16 protein-coding genes are annotated in these 20171 nt (G+C 67.6%); 9 read left to right on the forward strand and 7 right to left on the reverse strand.

Going from position 1 to position 20171, the window contains the following annotated elements; translation table 11 throughout:
- The first annotated feature begins 66 nt into the window (after positions 1 to 66).
- The 4 genes from ACIP1U_RS25360 (at position 67) to ACIP1U_RS25375 (ending at position 3990) form a co-directional block, all read left to right on the forward strand.
- Entirely contained in the window at positions 67 to 2526 is a 2460-nt protein-coding gene (locus ACIP1U_RS25360; RefSeq protein WP_400320946.1) for a DUF3772 domain-containing protein, read from the forward strand.
- Positions 2527 to 2701: 175 nt separating this feature from the next.
- The gene (locus ACIP1U_RS25365) at positions 2702 to 2890 is read left to right on the forward strand and encodes a hypothetical protein (RefSeq protein ID WP_400320949.1); all 189 of its coding nucleotides are present in this window, start codon (positions 2702 to 2704) and stop codon (positions 2888 to 2890) included.
- A 159-nt stretch (positions 2891 to 3049) separates the two neighbouring features.
- Positions 3050 to 3403: a mechanosensitive ion channel protein MscS gene (locus ACIP1U_RS25370; protein ID WP_400320951.1), complete on the forward strand. Its 354-nt coding sequence runs from the start codon at positions 3050 to 3052 to the stop codon at positions 3401 to 3403.
- A gap of 2 nt (positions 3404 to 3405) precedes the next feature.
- Complete coding sequence (locus ACIP1U_RS25375; RefSeq protein WP_400320953.1) at positions 3406 to 3990, forward strand: SAM-dependent methyltransferase; 585 nt, start codon at positions 3406 to 3408, stop codon at positions 3988 to 3990.
- A 1006-nt stretch (positions 3991 to 4996) separates the two neighbouring features.
- Here the strand turns inward: ACIP1U_RS25375 and ACIP1U_RS25380 are convergent.
- From ACIP1U_RS25380 to ACIP1U_RS25395, 4 genes are all read right to left on the reverse strand, one after another.
- Positions 4997 to 8113: an efflux RND transporter permease subunit gene (locus tag ACIP1U_RS25380; protein WP_400320956.1), complete on the reverse strand. Its 3117-nt coding sequence runs from the start codon at positions 8111 to 8113 to the stop codon at positions 4997 to 4999.
- Positions 8114 to 8119: 6 nt separating this feature from the next.
- On the reverse strand, positions 8120 to 9280 hold the full coding sequence (locus tag ACIP1U_RS25385; protein ID WP_400320959.1) for an efflux RND transporter periplasmic adaptor subunit: 1161 nt from the start codon (positions 9278 to 9280) through the stop codon (positions 8120 to 8122).
- 2 nt (positions 9281 to 9282) lie between these two features.
- Positions 9283 to 10746: a TolC family protein gene (locus tag ACIP1U_RS25390; protein WP_400320962.1), complete on the reverse strand. Its 1464-nt coding sequence runs from the start codon at positions 10744 to 10746 to the stop codon at positions 9283 to 9285.
- Positions 10747 to 10959: 213 nt separating this feature from the next.
- Complete coding sequence (locus ACIP1U_RS25395) at positions 10960 to 11361, reverse strand: cobalt-zinc-cadmium resistance protein (RefSeq protein WP_400320965.1); 402 nt, start codon at positions 11359 to 11361, stop codon at positions 10960 to 10962.
- A 351-nt stretch (positions 11362 to 11712) separates the two neighbouring features.
- Here ACIP1U_RS25395 and ACIP1U_RS25400 point away from each other — a divergent pair, with 351 nt between their 5' ends.
- On the forward strand, positions 11713 to 12300 hold the full coding sequence (locus ACIP1U_RS25400; protein WP_400320967.1) for a nucleotidyltransferase domain-containing protein: 588 nt from the start codon (positions 11713 to 11715) through the stop codon (positions 12298 to 12300).
- Positions 12266 to 12727 (forward strand): hypothetical protein, encoded by a 462-nt coding sequence (locus tag ACIP1U_RS25405; protein WP_400320974.1) that lies wholly within the window; start codon positions 12266 to 12268, stop codon positions 12725 to 12727. The genes ACIP1U_RS25400 and ACIP1U_RS25405 overlap by 35 nt, the downstream gene beginning before the upstream one ends.
- A gap of 165 nt (positions 12728 to 12892) precedes the next feature.
- Here ACIP1U_RS25405 and ACIP1U_RS25410 read toward each other — a convergent pair whose 3' ends face one another.
- The 3 genes from ACIP1U_RS25410 to ACIP1U_RS25420 form a co-directional block, all read right to left on the reverse strand.
- Entirely contained in the window at positions 12893 to 14521 is a 1629-nt protein-coding gene (locus tag ACIP1U_RS25410) for a rhodanese-related sulfurtransferase (RefSeq protein WP_400320977.1), read from the reverse strand.
- Positions 14518 to 15135, reverse strand: a complete 618-nt coding sequence (locus tag ACIP1U_RS25415) for a cysteine dioxygenase (RefSeq protein ID WP_400320979.1) — start codon at positions 15133 to 15135, stop codon at positions 14518 to 14520. Before ACIP1U_RS25415 ends, ACIP1U_RS25410 begins: the two co-directional genes overlap by 4 nt.
- Positions 15136 to 15238: 103 nt before the next feature.
- Positions 15239 to 16450, reverse strand: coding sequence for an acyl-CoA dehydrogenase family protein (locus tag ACIP1U_RS25420; protein WP_400320981.1), 1212 nt, complete (start codon positions 16448 to 16450; stop codon positions 15239 to 15241).
- Between the two features lie 228 nt (positions 16451 to 16678).
- On the opposite strand from ACIP1U_RS25420, the gene ACIP1U_RS25425 reads away from it, so the two are divergent.
- Genes ACIP1U_RS25425 through ACIP1U_RS25435 form a run of 3 tightly spaced genes read left to right on the forward strand, consistent with a single transcriptional unit; the run spans position 16679 to position 19906 of the window.
- Positions 16679 to 17776, forward strand: coding sequence for an LLM class flavin-dependent oxidoreductase (locus tag ACIP1U_RS25425; protein WP_400320983.1), 1098 nt, complete (start codon positions 16679 to 16681; stop codon positions 17774 to 17776).
- Positions 17777 to 17833: 57 nt separating this feature from the next.
- Positions 17834 to 18847 carry an ABC transporter substrate-binding protein gene (locus tag ACIP1U_RS25430; RefSeq protein ID WP_400320984.1) on the forward strand — a complete coding sequence of 338 codons (1014 nt, stop codon included), beginning with the start codon at positions 17834 to 17836 and terminating at the stop codon, positions 18845 to 18847.
- A gap of 3 nt (positions 18848 to 18850) precedes the next feature.
- On the forward strand, positions 18851 to 19906 hold the full coding sequence (locus ACIP1U_RS25435; protein ID WP_400320987.1) for an ABC transporter permease: 1056 nt from the start codon (positions 18851 to 18853) through the stop codon (positions 19904 to 19906).
- Positions 19907 to 20171 lie beyond the last annotated feature (265 nt).

The raw sequence follows: 20171 nt of genomic DNA on the forward strand, positions 1-20171 counted from the left end.
GTGCCTTGCCATTTTCATCCGCCGCCGGAGCGCCGCAAGCCGTCACCATCTCGACGAGAATCCGCCATGAGCAAAGCTTCACGGCTCGCACTGGGCCTTGCGCTCGCTGCGCTATGCCATCTGATGCCGGCGACGCTGCCCGCCGTCCATGCCGCAGAAACCGCATCGGAAGCCGAAGCCGCCGCGCAAGCGCCCGCGCTGACCCACGCCGAGGCCACCGCCGAACTCAAGCGCCTGCAGACCGAGCAGGACAGCGTCAAGCAGCAGGCCTCGGACCCCGACGGCAATACCAAGCTGCATGACCTGCAAGAGACGCTGCGGCAGCTGGATGCCGACGCCGACAAGCTCAGCGCCGCGCTGGCGCCGCAGCGCGAGCAGTTGCAGGCACAGCTCGACGTGCTCGGTCCGCCACCGGTCGACGGCACCACCAAGGAAGCCCCCGCGGTGGTGAAACAGCGCGCCGGGCTGAACACGCGCCGCACGCAGCTCGACGCCCAGCTCAAGCAGGCCGCGGAGAGCAAGGAGAATATCGCCAACCTGAGCGAGCAACTGGCCCGGCTTGAGCGCGGCCACCTGAAAGACCAGCTCGCGCTGCGCTCGGAAAGCATCCTGAACCCGCAGTTCTGGCAGCCGATGTTCAGCCCGCCGGCAGAAGACCAGGCGCGTTTGGACGGCTTCCGCGACCAGTTGGTGCCGATGCTGCAGCTGGCGTGGCAGCCGTCGCAGCGCGCGGCCACGGTGGCCCTGCTGCTGCTCGCGCTGGCGGTATGGACGCTGGGCCGGCGCCTTGCCGAGCGCGCGCTGGCGTGGTTCTGCCTGACCCGGCTGCCCGAGACGCGCCTGCGCCGCAGCGCGCTGGCGCTGGCGACCACGCTGGCAACGGTCTGCACGACCGGTCTCGCGGTGCAGCTGGTCTACCACGCCTTCGCGCGCAGCTATGAACTGCCGCCAGACCTGATGGCGCTCTACGCGCAGCTGGTCAAGCTGACGCTGACCAGTGCGCTGATCGTCGGGCTGGGGCGCGCGCTGCTATGCACGCGGCACCCCAGCTGGCGCCTGCCCGCGCTGGCCGATCCGGTCGCGCGGGCGATGAAGCCCTTCCCCGCCGTGCTGGCCGGCCTGTTGCTGCTGGCCGGCACGCTCGAGCAGATCAACCGCATCGCCGACACCACCGTGCAGGTCACGCTGCTGGGCCGCGGGCTGGTGTCGCTGGTGGTGGTGCTGACTATTGGCGCGGCACTGCTGCGCGCCAACCGCGTGCGCAATGAACTCGCCGCCGCGGGCGAACGCCCGGAGGCGCGCGCCACGCTGGCCGGCATGATCCACGCCGCCGTGACCGTGCTGGTGATCGTGTCAATGGTCGCGCTGCTGGCCGGCTATATCAGCTTCGCGCGCTTCCTGACCTATGAGCTGGTCTGGTTCGACATCGTGCTGTGCAGCCTGTACCTGCTGACGCAAGTCACGCGCGATGTCTGCGAGGCCGTGCTGTCGACCAACCACGCCAGCGGCCGCGTCATCAAACAGCTGTTCGGCGTCGACGATTCGCACCTGGAGCAGGCCTCGACCATCCTGTCGGGCATCGGCGCCAGCGTGCTGCTGCTGGTCGCGGTGGTGGCGCTGCTGACCGGCGGCTTCGGCACCACGCCGGCGGACCTGCTCAACAGCCTGCTGACGGTGCTGGGCGGCGAGAAGCTGCGCAGCCTGAACATCATGCCGGACCGCATCCTGAATGCGGTGCTGGCGCTCGGCGTGGGCATCTGGCTGCTGCGTTCGGTGCGGCGCTGGCTCGATGCGGAGCTGCTGCCCAAGGTGTGCAAGGAGCCGGGGCTGCGCGCGTCGCTGATCACGCTGTTCAGCAATGTCGGCTATGTGCTGCTGGTGCTGCTGACGCTGTCGCTGCTGGGCGTGCGCTGGGACAACCTGGCCTGGATCGTCAGCGCGCTGTCGGTGGGCATCGGCTTTGGCCTGCAGGAGATCGTGAAGAACTTTGTCTCGGGCCTGATCCTGCTGACCGAGCGCCCGGTCAAGGTCGGCGACATGGTCAGCCTGGCCGGCGTGGAGGGCGACATCCGCCGCATCAATGTGCGCGCCACCGAGATCCAGTTGGGCGACCGCTCCACCGTGATCGTGCCCAACTCGCAGCTGATCTCGCAGAACGTGCGCAACGTGACCATGAGCAACAGCACGCAGGGCGTGGCGTCGCTGCAGCTGACGTTCCCGCTCAATACCGATCCGGAACAGCTGCGCGACCTGCTGATCGATGTCTACAAGGAAAACGAATCCATCCTGGACGTGCCGGCGCCGTCGGTCATGTTCAGCCAGCTGGCGCCCAACGGCATCACGCTGTCGGTGACGGGCTACGTCAGCAGCCCGCGCATCGCCGCGACTACGCGCAGCGACCTGCTGTTCGAAATCCTCAAGCGGTTGCGCGCCGCGGACATCGCGCTGACCGAACCGCAATCGCTGCGGCTGGAGAACCTGCCGCCGTTCGGCGAAGCATCGCAGCGCGCGTACGCGGCGGGGTAACCGCCACGGGCAGCGACGTCAGCCGTCGCTGCCTGTCTTCCCTTCCCTTCCCCTTCCCCTTCCTCCCCCACCCCCACCGCCAGCGCCACCACCCAGCGGCGGATCACCTGCTCTTCCTGCGCCGTCAGGCCAACCGCCGGAGCAGCGTGGTGCCGCGCAGCACGCCGCAGTGGCGTTGTCCGAAACGCTGCTCGCCGAGCTGCGGATGGAACGGATGGCATGGGGGCCGGATTTCGCCAGGCTGGGGCTGGAGAGCATCGCCGTATCCGCCCTTTCCGCCCTTTCCGCCCTTTCCGCCCTTTCCGCCCTTTCCGCGCTGGCCGGGCTGGCCGGGCTGGCCGGACTGGCCCAAATTCAGCGCTGAGCGATTCCGGACAGGGGGCTGTCTTACGACTTGTTAAAAAACTGAATTGTTAAAAGCCGCCGTTACAAAGCTAACAAGTCGGGCTCCGCGGCGAAACACCTTGCCGGGCAGTTTGCATCCATCATTCAGGGACACAAGCTGCATCACAAGGAGTCCGACATGCGCCCCTCCACCCGAATCGTCGCCGCGGCCGCCCTGACCGTGGCCCTGGTAGCCGCCGGCCCCACGTCCGCGCGCGGCCGCCATCACGGCGGCGGGTCGAATGCCGGCGCGGTGCTCGCCGTCGGCGCGCTGGTCGGGCTGGCCTTCGGCGCCGCGCTGGCCTCGGCGCCGGTGGTAGCCGCACCCGTGGCAGTAGCGCCGCCGCCCGTCACCTATGCTCCCGCGCCGGTCTCGTACGCCCCGCCGGCGGTACCGCCGGGCTATTGCTATCGCGACTACGACCGCGTGTACGTGCCGTGCGGCCCGCAGCCATCCGGCTATTACCAGCAAGCGCCGTACTACGGCTATTGACCATGCCGGTCGACCGCGAATACTTCAGTCGGCTCTATGGCCGGCACGACGACCCCTGGGGCATCGGCACGCGCTGGTACGAGGCACGCAAGCGCGCGCTGCTGATGGCCACGCTGCCGCGCGAACGCTTTGCACGCGCGTTCGAGCCCGGTTGCGGCAGCGGGCATCTCACCGTCGAACTGGCGCCGCGCTGCGACGCGCTGGTGGCCATGGAACTGGCCGACAGCGCTGCCGGGCAGGCGCGGCAGCGGCTGGCGGAGTCCGCGCACGTGCAGGTGCTGACGGGCGAGTTGCCGCAGCATTGGCCCGAGGGAAAGTTCGACCTGATCGTTTTTTCCGAGCTGGGGTACTACTTTCCCAAGGCCGACTGGAGTGAGGTCGCGGCGCTTGCTGCGGGCGCGCTGACCGACGACGGCATCATCGTCGCCTGCCATCTCCGGCATTTGTTCGCCGAGCAGCAGATCACCGCGCAGGCGGTGCATGACGCGATCGGCGCGCAGCACGGGGTGTACCGGCATATCCATCACCAGGAGCCGGATTTCACGATGGATTTGTGGTCAAGGCAGTTGGAGATGCGGTTGGCTTGAGGGTTGATGGTGGGGTTGATGGTGGGGTTGATGGTGGGGTTGATGGTGGGGCCGGGGTGCGGCTGCGGCTGCGGCTGCGGCTGCGGCTGCGGCTGCGGCTGGCATCTGGCGGTGGTTGACGCGCCCTGTTCCGCCCTGAAGGGCGGGTAACTCTTTGTCCAAGCGACAAAGAGTCACCAGAAAGCGCGTTAACTGTCCTGGGCGGACAGCCACTCTTATCGTAGCGTGCCCGGGGCTTTCGTACGGGGCTGGGCTTTCTCGCATACCAGGACTGCCTGCCGCAAAGTGCACCACGGTGGCTGGGATTGACGCGGTGTTTGAACGAGCCCGGAGTTGTGCGTGGTCCCTACTGCTGGCGGCATGGTAGGGACGCCTGCGGCTGCGCTGCGCGCGGATCCTAGTTGGTCTGCAGGGCTTAGCGATATGACTATTACTGACGAGGTCCGCGACCTGCTGCGCGAATTGGCCGGCTTCACTTCGTGGAGGCTCCGGCCCTCTCCCCCGGCCCCTCTCCCGCGCGCGGGAGAGGGGAGGAAACACGGTAGGCCTGCACAAGCTGTTGGGTTCACCGGCGATATGGCCAAGCGAGCGCAGCGACGCGTTCTGAGCCAGGGCCAGTGACCTGGGAATGCTGCCGGCGCGCAGCGCAGCCGCAGGCGTTCCTACGTTGACCCTGGCAGCAGGGGCCACTCACAGCTCCGGGCTCGTTCAATCACCGCGTCAATCCCAGCCAGGGTGGCGCACCACGGCGGCAGGCAGCCCGGCTTTGTGAGGAAGCGAAGCCCCGTACGAAAATATTCGCGCACTACGATAAGAGTGGCCGCCCGCAGGGCCGTAAACGCGCTTTTTGGTGACTTTTTGTCGCTCGGACAAAAAGTTACCCGCCCAGGAGGGCGGAACCGGGCGCATCAACCACCACCAGATGCCAGCCGCAGGCACACCAAAAAAAACGCCCCATGCGCATATCACACATAGGGCGTCCCACTACCTAAACACCAACCAAATCCTAAACCGGCACATCCCTCGTCGGATCCGGCTTGCGATCATCAAACCATCGATACAACGTCGGCACCATCACCAGCGTCAGCAGCGTCGACGTAATCAGCCCGCCGATCACCACCACTGCCAGCGGCCGCTGCACCTCGGAGCCCGGCCCGGTCGAGAACAGGAACGGCACCAGCCCCAGCATCGCGATCGTCGCAGTCATCATCACCGGGCGGAACCGCTGCGTCGCCCCTTGCACCACCGCCTCATCGAGCGACAAGCCCGAATCGCGCAGCGTGCGGATGTACGACACCAGCACCACCCCGTTCAGCACCGCCATGCCCCACAGCGCGATAAAGCCCACCGACGCCGGCACCGAGAGGTATTCGCCGGTGACGAACAGCCCGATGATGCCGCCGATCGATGCGAACGGCAGCACCGTGATGATCAGCGTGGCAAAGCGCACCGAGTTGAACAGCAGGAACAGCAGGAAGAAGATCGCGGCGATGGTCACCGGCACGATGATCTTCAGGTGGCCCATGGCGCGTTCCATGTTCTGGAACTGGCCGCCCCACTCCAGGTAGTAGCCTTCCGGCAGCTTGACCTTGGACGCGGTGGCCTGCTGCAGCTCGGCCACGAAGCCGCCGAGGTCGCGGTCCTTCACGTTGATCATCACCACCACGCGGCGCTTGGCCATCTCGCGGCTGATCTGCGCCGGGCCGTCGTTGACTTCGATCCTGGCCACGCTCTGCAGCGGCACCTGCATGCCGTCAGGCGTGTTCACCAGCAGCTGGCGGATCGCCTGCACGTTGTTGCGGAAGTCTTCCGGCAGGCGCACGGCGGCGGCAAAGCGGCGCTCGCCCTCGAAGATGTCGGTGGCGCGCTTGCCGCCGATCGCGATCTCGATCACGTCGTGGATGTCGGAGACGTTCAGTCCATAGCGCGCAATCGCCTGTCGATCGATCTCGATCGACAGGTACTGCTGCCCCGAGACACGTTCGATACGGATATCCTGCGAGCCCTGGATGCCGCCGGCCACGCGCGAAATCTCGCCCGCCAGCTCGCGCAGCTTGTCCAGGTCGTCGCCGAACACCTTCACCGCCACGTCCGAACGCACACCACTGACCATTTCGTCGACGCGGTCGGAGATCGGCTGCGCCATCACGATCTGCACGCCGGGGATGGCCTTGAGCTTCTCGCGGATGGCGTTGGCGATATCGTCCTGGTTCCACCCGTCAGGCCACTCGTCGCGGTCCTTCAGGCTGGCGATCGGGGTCGATTCGTTCTGGCCCTGCGGGTCGGCCGGGCTTTCGCCGCGGCCCACGCCGGAGACCACCGACTTGACGCCGGGCACGCCCAGCACCAGCTTGTTGGCTTCCTTCTCCAGCTTGATCGACTCCTCCAGCGAGATGTTCGGCACGCGGTCGATCGCGGGAACGATCGAGCCCTCCTTCATCTCCGGAATGAACGACGTACCGAGCAGCGGCACGATCAGCAGCGTGGCGACGAACGCGCCGACCGCGCTGAGCACGGTCTTGCGGCTGTTGCCAAGCGCCCAGTGCAGCATGCGCAGGTAGTGCCGCTTCATGAAGGCAATCACGAACGTGTCATGCTCGGCGCCGCCCTTGAGCAGGTACGACGACAGCACCGGCGACAGCGTCAGCGACAGGAACAGCGAGATCGCCAGCGCGATCGAGATGGTGAACGCCAGCGGCGCGAACATCTTGCCTTCCATGCCCGACAGCGTCATCAGCGGCAGGAACACCAGGATAATGATGCCCACGCCGACGATCACCGGCGTGGCCACTTCCTGCACGGCCTTGACCAGGATCTCGGTCTTGGTCAGGCCCGGTTCCTTTTGGCCGAGCCGCTCGAACGCATTCTCGACCACCACCACCGAGCCATCGACCATAAGGCCGATGGCGATCGCCAACCCCCCAAGCGACATCAGGTTGGCCGACAACCCCATCTCGTTCATCACCATGAACGTCAGCAATGGCGTCAGCACCAGCGTGGCCAGCACGATGACCGAAGAACGCACATCGCCCAGGAACAGGAACAGCACGATCACCACCAGCACCACGCCTTCGAGCAGCACCTTGGTCACCGTCCACAGCGCGGAGTCGACCAGTTCGCTGCGGTCGTAGTACGGCACGATCTGCAGCTTGCCGGGCAGCATGCCGCGCTCGTTGATCTCGGCCACGCGCGCCTTCACGCGGCTGACCACTTCCTTGGCATTGCCGCCGCGCATCATCATGACGATGCCGCCGACGGCCTCGGTCTGGCCGTTCTTGACCAGCGCACCCTGCCGCACCTCATGGCCGATGGTGACGCTGGCCACGTCGCGCAGGTAGACCGGCGTACCGTTGACTTCCTTCAGCACGATGCTGCCGAGGTCGTCCACGCCCTTGGCCAGGCCCACGCCGCGAATCAGGTACTGCTCGGCGTAGTGCGGCAGCACGCCGCCACCGGAGTTGGCATTGTTGCGCGCCAGCGCCTGGTAGACCTGCTGGGTCGAGACACCGTAGTGGCGCATGCGCTCCGGGTTGACCAGCGCCTGGTACTGCCGCACGTAGCCGCCCTGCGAGTTGATCTCGGCCACGCCGGAGATCGAGCGCAGCAGCGGGCGCACCACCCAGTCCTGGGCAATGCGGCGCTCGGCCAGCTCTTCCTGCGTCAGCTCGCGGTTGCCGTCGTCGGCGCGGTCCAGCGTGTACTGGTAGACCTCGCCCAGGCCGGTCGAGACCGGGCCCAGCACCGGCGACACGCCTTCCGGCATGCGTCCGCCCACTTCAATCAGGCGCTCCATCACCAGCTGGCGTGCAAAGTACACGTCGGTGGCGTCGGTAAAGACCAGCGTGATCAGCGACAGACCCGCCTTGTTCAGCGAGCGCATCTCTTCCAGGCCCGGCAGGCCCGTCATTGCCATTTCCACCGGCACGGTGACAAAGCGCTCGACTTCCTCGGGCGAACGGCCCGCGGCTTCGGTCGCGATCTGCACCTGCACGTTGGTCACATCGGGGAAGGCGTCCACCGACAGCTTGGTGGCAGCGCGCAGGCCGAAGAAGAACAGCACCACCGCAAGCACGCAAACCACCAGCCGCTGTTTGATAGCGGCTTCCACTAGGGATTTCATCATGTCCGATTACCCTTGCTCGATGCGCTTGCGCTCGTTGTCCAGGTGGAACGCGCCATCGACCACGATGCGGTCGCCGGCCTTCACGCCGTTCTGCACCACGCGCATGCCGTCGCTCTCGGCGCCCAGCTTGACCTTGGTCAGGCGGAACTTGTTGCCCGGCATCTCGACGTAGACCAGCTCGTCATTGCCGTCACGCACCACCGCGGCCGCGGGAATCACCAGCTGGTCCTGCGGCTTGCCGGCGATCAGCATGCTGGCGAGCATGGCGGGCTTCAGGCGCCCCTCGCGGTTCTCCAGTTCTGTGCGGACCAGCACCGTGCGCGATTGCGGGCTGACCGTGCGGCCCACGTAGATCAGCTTGCCGGTGATGGTGTTGCCGCCTTTGCCGTTGGCCAGCGACGGCACCTCGATCTCCACGCTCTGCCCTTCGGCCACCTGCGCGGCCTGTTGCTCGGGCACCTCGGCCACAACCCACACGCGCGAGAGGTCAGCCACGGTGTAGAGGGCGTCGGCCGGCTGCACCACCTGGCCCTGCGCCACGTTGCGCTCGACCACGGTGCCGCTGATGCTCGAATACACCGGCGAATGCGAGTTGATGCTGCCGTTCCTGGCCAGCTCGGCGATCGAGCCCTGCGACATGCCCAGCACGCGCAGCTGGTCGCGGTAGGCGCGCATCTCGGCGGAGGCGATCGCCAGTTCGCTCTCGCGGCGCTGCAGTTCGCCGCGGCCGATCACGTCGGCGGCAAACAGCTGGCGCGCGCGCTCGGCGTTGCGCACCTGCAGGTCGTGCTGCGCCTCGCTCTTCAGGAACGACATCTGCGCCGCGCCCAGCTCGCTGCTGTGCAGGCGCGCCAGCACCTGGCCGGCCTTCACTTCCTGGCCCAGCGTGGCATACAGGTCGGTGACGCGGCCGGTCACGCTGGCGCCGATGCGCGATACGCGCTGTTCGTCGAAGTCGATGCGGCCGGACACGCGCAGCATCTCGCTGAACGGGGAGGTGGTGACCGGCGCCACCTTCAACGACTGCTGCAGGTTGCCTTCCGGCTGGATCACGCCGGGCGGCAGCTTGGGCGCTTCGGCAACGGGTTCAGGTTTGTCGGAACAGGCCGCCAGGCTGAACGTCAGGACGGCGGCGGCCGTCAGCGAAAGCAGGAAATTGGGACGCATGGTTATTTCTGGTCGATGGTGGAGGTCGGCGGCAGGCCTGGCGCGGCAGTGGCGCCCGGGGCGGTCGACATGAGCTTTTCGATCTGGATGGCGGCCAGTTGCTGCTCGTACTGGGCGGCGATCAGCTCGTTGCGCGCACTGCGCAGCACGCGCTGGGCATCGATGAAGTCAAGGATGCCGCGCTCGCCGAAGCGGTAGGCGGCCTCGGCCACGCCCAGCGCCGACTCGGCCTCGCGCACGATGCCGGACTCCAGCGCGGTCACTTGCGCCTGCGTGATCTCGTACTGGCGGTAGGCGGATTCCAGTTCCTGCGCCAGCTCGAACTCGCGCATTTCCAGCGCGCTCTGCGCCTGCGTCGCCTGCGCAGTGGCCTCGCCCACTGGGCCGCGGCGGCGGTCCCACAGCGGGATGGTCATGACCAGGCCGATCTGCGATACGTTGTTGTCGGGCTGGCGGTCGGTGCTGGCGCGCACCGCCACTTCCGGCCAGCGCAGCGAGCGCTGGTAGTCGACGCCCAGGCGGGCGCGCTCCAGTTCCGTGCGGCGCTGGACCAGCTCGGCATTGCTCGCGGTCATGGTGTCGCGCAGCACCGGCAGCGGCGGCACGTCCGGCGACTGTCCCAGCGTGCCGTCCAGCGAAAACTGGCCCGGCATGGCGCCGCCGACCTGCTGGCGCAGCGCGGCCTTGGCCTGGTTGACGCGCAGCTCGGCGGTCTGCTGGTTCTTCTGCGAGGCCAGCAGTTCGGTCTCGGCCTTGATCAGTTCATAGCGCGGCGCTTCGCCCACTTCCACCCGCAGGCGTGCGCGCGAGTGGATCTGCCGCATCATCGCCAGGTCTTCTTCCGCGGCATGCAGCTCGCTTTCGCGGCGCAGCACGTCGTAGTAGGAGGTCTTGACGCGCGCGGCGAGGTCGGCGCGGAAGCCCTGGCGAGCCGCCTGCGACGACTCCAGGCCGCGCGACGCCATGGCCTCGCGCAGGCTGCGCTGGTGCGGGTAGTCCAGCTTCTGCACCACGGCGTAGCTGGGGGCATTGCCGCTGGTCACGCCGGGCTGCTTGCCGGACAGGCGGCCATACATCACTTCGACCTGCGGATTGGGATAGGCGCGCGCGCTGCTGATGGCGGCGCTGGCGGCATCGACATTGGCCTCGGCCGCGGCGACGCCCTTGTTGGTCGACTGCGCCATGTCGAGCAGCTGCGGCAGCGAGAAAGCGGGGTCGGCCGCGACGCCGGCTGGGCGTGCCGAATTTGCCTTCGGCACGGCTGTGGCGGCCAGCAGTTCCGCGCCGGGCGTGGGCAGCAAAGCGGAAGACTTCGAAGAAGGCTTTGAGAGCGGTGCGGCCGGGGCGGCGGGAACAGTGCCCGCAGCCTTTGCCGGCGCGGCGCCCTGCTCAGCGGCATGGGCCGGGGCAGCGGCGAACGCGAGCAGCGAAAGCGACGCGATCAGGGTCAGCTTGGTTGTTGTCATGAGTCCGGAATGCAAGCAATACGACGCCTGCGCCATGGCCGCGGCGCGCCCCGGCGCGAGTCACGGCGGGACGGACAACGGCAGCGGCTTACCCGCGCGCGGTAGCGGCGGGCAGGCTGGCGGTATCAGGCAAGGGGGCGCGGCCCGCGGCACGGCAGCTGCGGAGGCAGCGCGTGCGCGCGGGGGAGCGGCAAGGCGTGGAACGCCCGGCGCTCAGGAAAGGGAAATCGGCGGCCGGAAGAAGGCCGAAGGCGGCGGTTCAGCGCGGCCTGGGGGATGTTGCGCGACATCCCCGATGGGCAGCAGCAGCTTTACCGGGGGCAAGGCAAAGAGGGCGCTGGATTCCTCGATTTCATCCAGCAGGTCCAGCGGGTCGAGCAGGTCGGCCGACCAGATATTGCAATATCCGGGAGGCGGGTCTTCGCAGATATCGTCATCATGCAGGCCATCATCACCGGGGACGATGACGCGGCCCATGTCGTCCACCGACTGCAGCGCGGCCAGTTCGGTACTGGCCTGGACCTCCGGCTGCACGGACGCGCGCGCGTCCGCCACTGCCCCAAAGGAGAGCAGCGACAGGCACATGGCAGTCAGCAGCAGGAACATCAATCGCATGAGTCGGGGGCTTGGAGCACGAGGCGAAAGCGCCATTTTGACAAGGCGCGCGCCGTGCTGCGGTACAGCATTGTAACGTAACGATTACGATTGACAGAGAATCGTTACGTTCGTTCCCCAGAGAAGACAGAAGATGGGCTGTGGAAGTTGGAAATTGGGCATTTGCTGCAGGCGGGCGAAAACCTGAGGCGCTAGCTTAAGTCGTTGACTCAAGGGCTATCCCATCGCAACGAGGAGCCGGCCTGATCCACATTGTACGTTAGACAGCGTTACTGTCTATTACACAGCAAAACTGTATGTAGTACAGTATCGCTGTTCAATAGACAGTTAGATGCTATGCGAAACGCTCTTTTGGCCGAGCTCTTTGGGGGCGAGCAACGCTTCGCCCTGCTTCGGGCGCTCTACATGAGTCCCGGGAAGCAATATGCACCCGCGGAACTGGCCCGGCTTACCGGAGCAGACAGCGGAAATGTGACCCGTTGGCTAAGGCGATGGGCCGAAGTGGGGCTTGTAGTACGCCATCAGGATGGGCGAAATGTGCTTTATCGCGCATCCGAATCCCCTGCGTTGGTAGGGCTGACCGATATCGTACGGCGCAGCGATGCGGTACTTGACGACATCAGGGCGGCACTCCCGGAGGAGACTGAGGTGGCCGCGATATTCGGATCGGTGGCACGCGGCGAGGAGAAGGCAGAGTCAGACCTTGACGTATTGGTGCTGGGCGAGGACCTCAGTTCAATCCGCATCAACGCCCTGTTGAAAGCTGTGGGACGGAAGCACGGCCGCGACATCCATGCGTCGGTCTTCTCGCGGTCCGAGTTCGAGGAGATGCTGGCCGGCGGCAACAGTTTCGCGGTCGGGGTAATGCAACAGCCGATGATTTTACTGATAGGAGAATTGGCCCATGGCGGCACGAAAGCCATCAACGCTGGCACTTGAGGAGCCGCAAGTTGTCCGAGCGGAGCGGATGCAGAACAAGCAGATGGTTCAGGAACTCTTGCGCGCGGCCGTGCAGAAATTCCAGGACACCAAAGTCGGTGGCGTTTCCGACCCGACAAAGTTTGAAGCCGCTTACGACGCCATCCTGTTCGCGGCGCTTGCCGTGTTTGCCGCCCAAGGCTTCCGGCTATCCGCGGCACATGGCCACCATCGAATCGCACTGGAGGGCCTGGTCGGATCCCTCGAAGGCGGGCAGTTGCTGCTGGACGAACTTGATGGCCTGCTATCGATCCGCAATTCGAAGTACACGGGATTTGCCACGGTCAGGGCACCCGACCTGCGCCTGGCCCTGGCACTTGCGGAGCGCATGCTGAACGAGACCTCGCAATGGCTGCATGCGAATCACCCGGAGATGCTGAAGGCTTGACAGGCCGACGCCAACGGGTCCCCACTTGCGTGACCTGGACCGACATGAGGTCTCCAGCGCGCACGCGACCGTTGTCGCGTGGCTGTGCGCGGAGCCAGGCCTGGCCTCAGCTCCGGGAGCGGGGGCGGCACGAGCACGTGTGCGCGCCGCCCAAACCAACGCCGCTCAAACCACCCTGAACCCGTGCGTGCCATCGCGCTCCAGTTGCGCGATCAGCCCGAACTCCCAGTCGAGGTAGCCCTGCATCGCCTCGCGCGGATTGTCGGTGCCTTCATACGGCCGGCGGTAGCGGTCGGTGCGCTCAGACGCCAGGTGCGTCTCGCCGGATTCCAGCGGCAGCCCGGCCGCGATCCACGCCTGCGTGCCGCCTTCCAGCACCACTACCTCCGCATCGGTCAGCCGCTGCAGGTCGGCGGCGGCAAAGCGCGCGAGCAGGCTGGAGCCGCAAGTCAGCACATAGCGCCGTGCCGGCGGGATGCGCGCCAGCGCATCGGCCAGTTGCGCGCGGATGACGAAGCAGGCGCCGGGGATATGGCGCTTCACGTAGTTGGCGCTGGCGGTGAAATCGAGCACCGCGGTGCTGCCGTCCGCGCGCTTGTCGAGCCACGCGGCCAGTTCGGCGGGCGTCACCGTCGGCACGGCTGGCGGCACCGGCACCTGGGCCTCCACCGCGCCGGTCTCGCCGCGCGCGGCCGCATCGGCCGGCTCCACCACCCAGACCTCCCAGCCCATCTGCGCCAGCCATGAGCCCGTCATGCTGGCGCGCACGTCGTCGTCATCGGCGAGCACGATGCGCGCGCCGCGCACCGGGGCGTTGTGGTCGGTCTCTTGCACCAGCTGCCCGCCCGGCGCATTGACGAAGCCAGGCAGGTGCCCGTCGGCGAATTCCTCGGGCGTGCGCACGTCAAAGCGGTACACGGTACGCCCCGGCTCCTGCAGCGATGGCAATGCGGCAAGCGCGATGCGGCGCACGCCGGCGCGGTCGGCGATCTCGCGCGCGCCGCGGCGGGCGCTGTCGCGGTTGTCGCTGTTCACCCCGGCAGGCGCGCGACGGCTGGCGCCGTGATCGAGCTGCTGGCCCGCCAGCGTCCAGCCGATGGTGCCGTTGCGCAGCGCCGCCACCGGGTTGGGAATGCCGGCATTGACGAGAGACTGCGTGCCGATGATGCTGCGCGTGCGGCCGGCGCAGTTGACGATCACCTGCGTACGCGGGTCGGGCGCCAGCTCGCGCACGCGCAGCACCAGTTCGGCACCGGGCACGCTGGTGGCAGTGGGAATGCTCATGGTCTGGTACTCGTCAAAGCGGCGCGCGTCGACGATCACCGCGTCGGCCTTGCTGTCGATCAGCGCCTGCACTTCCTCGGCGGACAGCGACGGCGTGTGGCGCTTCGCCTCGACCACTTCCCCGAACGACTTGCTTGGCACGTTGACGTCGCGAAACACTTCACCGCCGTCGGCGATCCAGGCGGCCAGCCCGCCTTCAAGCCGGTGCACGTTGGTATAGCCCAGCGTTTGCAGCACCGACGCCGCGCGCGGCGCCAGGTCTTCCCCGGCGTGTTCGCCGTAGACCACGATCAGCGTATCGCGGCGCGGGATGCGCGGCCACGCTTCCAGCTCGAGCTTCGACAGCGGGAAGTTGGCGGCCCACAGCGGATGCGCCTGCGCGAAGGGATCTTCCTCGCGCACGTCGATCAGCGCGATCTCGGCGCCGGCCAGCAGGGCCTGGCGCACCTGCGCGCGGGTGAAAGTCGGGGATGCCGTGGTGGCGGCTGGCGTGGCGTGCTGGATGGTCATGACTTCGAGACTTCGCGGGAACGGTCCCACAGGTTAGGCAGGGTCGGGTTGGAATACCCGGAGACAAATGGCTTGCGCGTGCCGTCCTCGGCGTAGGCCGAGCGGCGCACCGCGCCGATATTGGCGCCGTACACGTGGATGCTGACCGAGACGCGGTCGTCATGCACGTTGTTGACGCGATGGATGTCGCCCACCGCCGGCGACACGGCTTCGACCTGCCCGGGCAGCAACCGCACGGGCTCACCGTGCGGCACGGGGCGGCCGGCGGCGTCGAGCACGAAGGCCTGCGAGTCTTCCGCGCCGCGCAGCATGCCGATCAGGCCCCATACGGTGTGGTCGTGGATGGGCGTGCGCTGCCCCGGGCCCCAGACAAAGCTGACGATCGAAAAGCGCTCGGCGGAATCGCAATGCAGCAGGTGCTGCTGATAGTACTCGGGGTGCGGCTCGGCCCAGGCCTCGGGCAGCCAGTCGTCGTTTGCCACCAGCCGCGCCAGCAGCGCCCCGCCCTCGCGCAGGATGCGCGGCTCGTCGGGATGCTGGTCCAGCAGCGCGGCCAGGCCGGTGATGAATTCGCGCAGCGGTGCCAGCCCGCTGGCTTCGGGGGAACTGCTCATAAATGCCTCCGGGGGTGATTCTGTCTTCGGGCCCTCTGTGGGGCGCTGCCGCTGCAAACATAACACGGCGCGGCGGCCGCGTTCATGCCCGCGACGCATGCCCCTACAGGCCCAGGTGGTGCTTGCCGGCGGCGACCAGGATCGAATCGTTCTGCGGCGTATGGATGCGGCTGCACAGCACGTCGCGATAGTGCCGTTCGAGCGGATTGTTGCGGCTCAGGCCGTGGTTGCCGGCGAGCTGCAGCGCCAGTTCCACCGCGCGGATCGCGTTGCCGGTGACGGTGAACTTGAGCAGGCCGCTGTCGGCGCCGGCGGGCGGCGCATTGGCGTCGGTGCGCGCGGCGGCATCGTCAAGCAGCACCTGGTTGGCCCGCAGCAGCGCGGCGATCTCGCCGATGGTTTCCTGCACACGCGGCAGCGTCGCCAGCGGCGCGCCCAGGCTGCCGGGTGCGCGCTCGTGTACGAAGCCGCGCACCCACGCCTGCGCGGCACGCGCCACGGCGTCATAGAGGCTGCCGAGCAGCACGGTCATCCACGCCTGCTGGTCGGCATTGGCGTCGATGTCGGCCTGGCTCGCACCTGCCGGCGCCCATGCGGCGGGCGGGCGGATATCGACGGCGTGGTCGGGCGGGATCCAGATATTGTCGAGCACGGTCTCATGGCTGCCCGAGGCGCGCAAACCCAGGTGGTTCCAGTTCTCGACGATGCGCACGCCGGCCACGCCCGCGGCCGGCCCCGGCACCAGGAAAACGCCCACGCGCGGCTGCGGCTCGTCGGTGCGTGCCCATACCGCCAGCCAGCGCAGCGCCGGAATGCCGGTGCTGTACAGCTTGCGGCCGCTCAGGCGCCAGCCATCGGCCACCTGCGTGGCGATGGTGTTGGGCAAGCCGCCGCGAGCCGGCGAGCCGAGTTCCGGCTCGACGCGCAGCGCGTTGATCAGCGCGCCGTCCTGCACGGCGCTGGTAAAGACCTGCTCGCGCACCACGTGCGGCCAGTGCGAATCGGGGCGCGCGATGGCGCGATGCTGCAGGTAGGTCATGGTCAGCACCAGCGCCGTGGCCGGATCGCCACCCGCGACGGCCGCGATGATGCGGCGCGCCTGTGCCAGCCCTGCACCGCCGCCGCCATAGTCGCGCGGCACCGCCTGCGCGATCAGGCCATGCACGTGCAGTTGCGGGAAATTGTCATGCGGGAAGCTGGCCGCGGCGTCGTGCGCGGCGGCGCCGGCGGCAAAGCGCGCCGACAGCCCGGCCAGCACTTCGCCAAGACGCGCGTCGCTGGCGGGCAGGCGGCGCAGGGAAGACATCGAAGACATGGAACGGAACTCCGGGAGGGATGACTGGCAACGCAGAGCCGCAAGGGCTCGATCGCTACGAATGCCGCATAGCGTAGCGCTGCCGCCGCGTTCCGGAAACGACGCTTATTGAATATGGTCCGTCGTTTTTATTCGTTAGTCGCGGCGCGCCGCTGGCGTACTTTGCTCCCCAGTCCATGCAAAACCCGGGCGGCACGCCGCCGCCATCACCGAGTCAGGAGCGTACAAATGAGCGTCGATTTCATCGGCATGATCCAGAGCCAGAAGCAGTCCGAGATCCATCCCCCTTCGGGCCCCGTGATCGACCGCGATTATGTGCGCGACTTTGCGCAGGCGCACGAGCAGGCCGGCTTTGACCACATCCTGGTGCCGCATCATTCGACCGGGCCGTCGGCCACGCTGACGATCGCGTATGCCGCAAGCGTGACCGAGCGTATCCATTTCATGCTGGCGCACCGGCCCGGCTTTACCGCGCCGACGCTGGCGGCGCGCCAGATCGCCACGCTCGACCAGTTCAGCGGGGGGCGCCTGGGCGTGCATTTTATCTCCGGCGGCTCCGACAGCGAGCAGCAGCGCGACGGCGATTTCCTCGACCATGACCAGCGCTACGCGCGCACCGACGAGTACCTGCACATCCTGCGCCGCATCTGGACCGAGCCGCGGCCGTTCGACCATGCTGGCGATTTTTACCATTTCACGCAGGGCTTTTCCGAAGTCAAGCCGGCGCAGCAGCCGCATGTGCCGATCTACTTCGGCGGCGCATCGGAAGCGGCCGTGACGGTCGCCGGCAAGCATGCCGACGTCTATGCGCTGTGGGGCGAATCGCTCGACCAGGTGCGCGAGCTGACCACCCGCGTGCGTGCGGAGGCGGCCAGGCATGGCCGCACCGTGCGCTTCTCGGTCTCGTTCCGTCCGGTGCTGGCCGAGACCGAAGAGAAGGCGTGGGCGCGCGCCGACAGCATCCTGGAGCGCACCCGCGCGCTGCGCGTGCAGGCCGGCTACAGCCGTGGCGGCCCGCAGCAGAGCGAAGGCGCGCGCCGGCTGCTGGCCGCCGCCGACCAAGGCGACCGCGTCGACCAGCGCCTGTGGACCGCGATCGCGCGCGAGACCGGCGGGCGCTCCAATTCCACCGGCCTGGTCGGCACGCCCGAGCAGGTAGCGCAAGCACTGCTGGCGTACTACGAACTGGGCGTGACCACCTTCCTGATCCGCGGCTTCGACCCGCTCGAAGACGCCATCGACTATGGCCGCGAGCTGATCCCGCGCGTGCGCGAACTGGTGGCGCAGCACGATGCCGCCAGCCAGGCGGAACGCCGCGCCGCCTGACCACTGCAGCCATACGCCACAACAACACACCCACAACAAGAATCGGGGAGTCTCTCCATGAGCCAGAAGCACAACGACGCCGACCCGCGCCGCCGCAGCGTGCTGCGCCTTGCCGGCGCCGCCGCGATCACCGCGCCCGCATTGATCCTCGGCCGCCAGGCCTGGTCCGCGCCGCGCAAGCTGACCTTCGCCTGGAACCAGAACTCTTTCTGCCTGACGCCGGTCGTGGTGGCGCAGGAGAAGGGCTTCTTCGAGAAGAACGGGCTGCAGGTCGACCTGATCAACTACAGCGGCTCGACCGACCAGCTGCTGGAATCGATCGCCACCGGCAAGGCCGACGCCGCGGTGGGCATGATCCACCGCTGGCTCAAGCCGCTGGAGGCGGGCTTCGACGTCAAGATCATCGGCAGCTCGCACGGCGGCTGCGTGCGGCTGGTGGGATCGAAAGCCGCGGGCGTGACCAGCCTGCAGCACCTCAAGGGCAAGACCGTGGGCGTCAGCGACCTGGCCGCGCCCGGCAAGCACTTCTTTACCATCCTGCTGGCCAAGAACGGCATTGACCCGGACAAGGACATCACATGGCGCCAGTATCCGGCCGACCTGCTCGGCGTGGCGGTCGACAAGGGCGAGATCCAGGCCATCGCCGACGGCGATCCCAACCTCTACCTGCTGGAGAAGCGCACCAGCGGCGCCTACGTGGAGCTGGCCACCAACCTGACCGGCGAATATGCGCGCAAGGTGTGCTGCGTGGTCGGCGCCCGCGGCGAACTGGTGCGCAATGACCGCCCCGCCGCCGCGTCGCTGGCGCGCGCCATCGTGCAGGCCACCGATTACGTCAATGAGAACCCCAACGAGGCCGCCAGGGTCTTCGCCAGGTACTCGCCCAAGATCAACCCGGACGACCTGCGCAAGCTGTACGCGACGCTGACCTACAACCACCACCCGACCGGCGCCGACCTGCGCGACGAGATCGCGTTCTACGCCGACGATTTCCGCCGCATCGGCGTGCTGAAAAAAACCACCGATGCCAAACGCCTGGCGCAGCATGTGTACGCCAACGTACTGGGGTAAGCGATGACGACAAGCCAACCTGCTTTCGATGCGCGGCTGGCGCGCCAGCCGGCCGCCGCGCCTTCCGACACCGCCGCGCACGACGCCGCGCCGGCACGCATCTGGCCCGTTGGGCTGCTCGCGGCGCTGGCATGGGCCGCCTTCGGCGCGCTGACGTGGCGCTGGCCCAACCAGGTGGTGGGCTTCAGCGACTGGGCCTATACCGGGGAACTGGGCCTGGCTGCGCTGTCAGCCGCCGTGCTGCTGGCGTTGCTCGCCTTGGGCGGCCAGCATGTGCGCGCACTGCAGCGGCCGCTGGCCGCGCTGCGCACGGCGGGCCCATGGCTGGCCGCAGTGCCGGCGGTGCTGTCCGCATGGGAGATCCTGACCGCCAAGACCGCGATCCTGCCGACGCCGTTCTTCGCGCCGCCGCAGGCGCTGATCGAGGTCTATGTCGATGACTGGCGCCGGCTCGGCGACAGCGTGCTCAACACGCTGAAACTGCTGGGGCTGGGCGTGGCGTATGGCGGGCTGGCGGGCTTCCTGGTCGGCGTTTCCATCGGCTGGTCGCGGCGCATCGGCTACTGGGTCCATCCGGTGCTGCGCGTGCTGGGGCCGCTGCCCTCGACCGCGCTGTTGCCCCTGACCTTTTACTTCTTCCCGTCGAGCTATTCGGCGGCCGTGTTCCTGATCGCGCTGGCGACCGCCTTCCCGGTAGCCGTGCTGACGTGGTCCGGTGTCGCCGGCGTCAACAAGAGCTACTACGACGTGGCGCGCACGCTTGGGGCTTCGGGCTGGTTCCTGGTGTTGCGCGTGGCGATTCCCGCGGCGCTGCCGCAGGTGTTTGTCGGGCTGTTCATGGGGCTGGGCGCGTCGTTCTCGGTGCTGGTGACAGCCGAAATGATGGGCGTGAAATCGGGGCTGGGTTGGTACCTGACCTGGGCGCAAGGCTGGGCCTCGTACGTGAACATGTATGCGGCGCTGATCTTGATGGCGCTGCTGTTTTCCGGGGTGATTACGTTGCTGTTCGTGGCGCGGGACGGGGTGTTGTCGTGGCAGAAGGGGACGGTGAAATGGTAAGCGTGGTGGAGCGATTGAAAGCATCGGGCTCTCGCGTACGCCCGCAGAAGGCTCCCCTCTCCCGCGCAGTGGGAGAGGGGTCGGGGGAGAGGGCAGGCGCTGGCTGTGCCGCAGGCGATATAGGTGCTGCAGGCGCGGGGGGGGGGGGGCCCCCCCCCCCCCCCCCCCCCCGCCGGGGGGGGGGGGGGGGGGGGGGGGGGGGGGGGGGGGGGCTATAAAAGCCGCCCCCCCCGGGATAAAACAGAGAGGGCACAGTGGGGAGGGG

Origin of the sequence: Cupriavidus sp. NPDC089707 (assembly GCF_044748965.1) — a bacterium.
In the GTDB taxonomy this organism is placed as follows: domain Bacteria; phylum Pseudomonadota; class Gammaproteobacteria; order Burkholderiales; family Burkholderiaceae; genus Cupriavidus.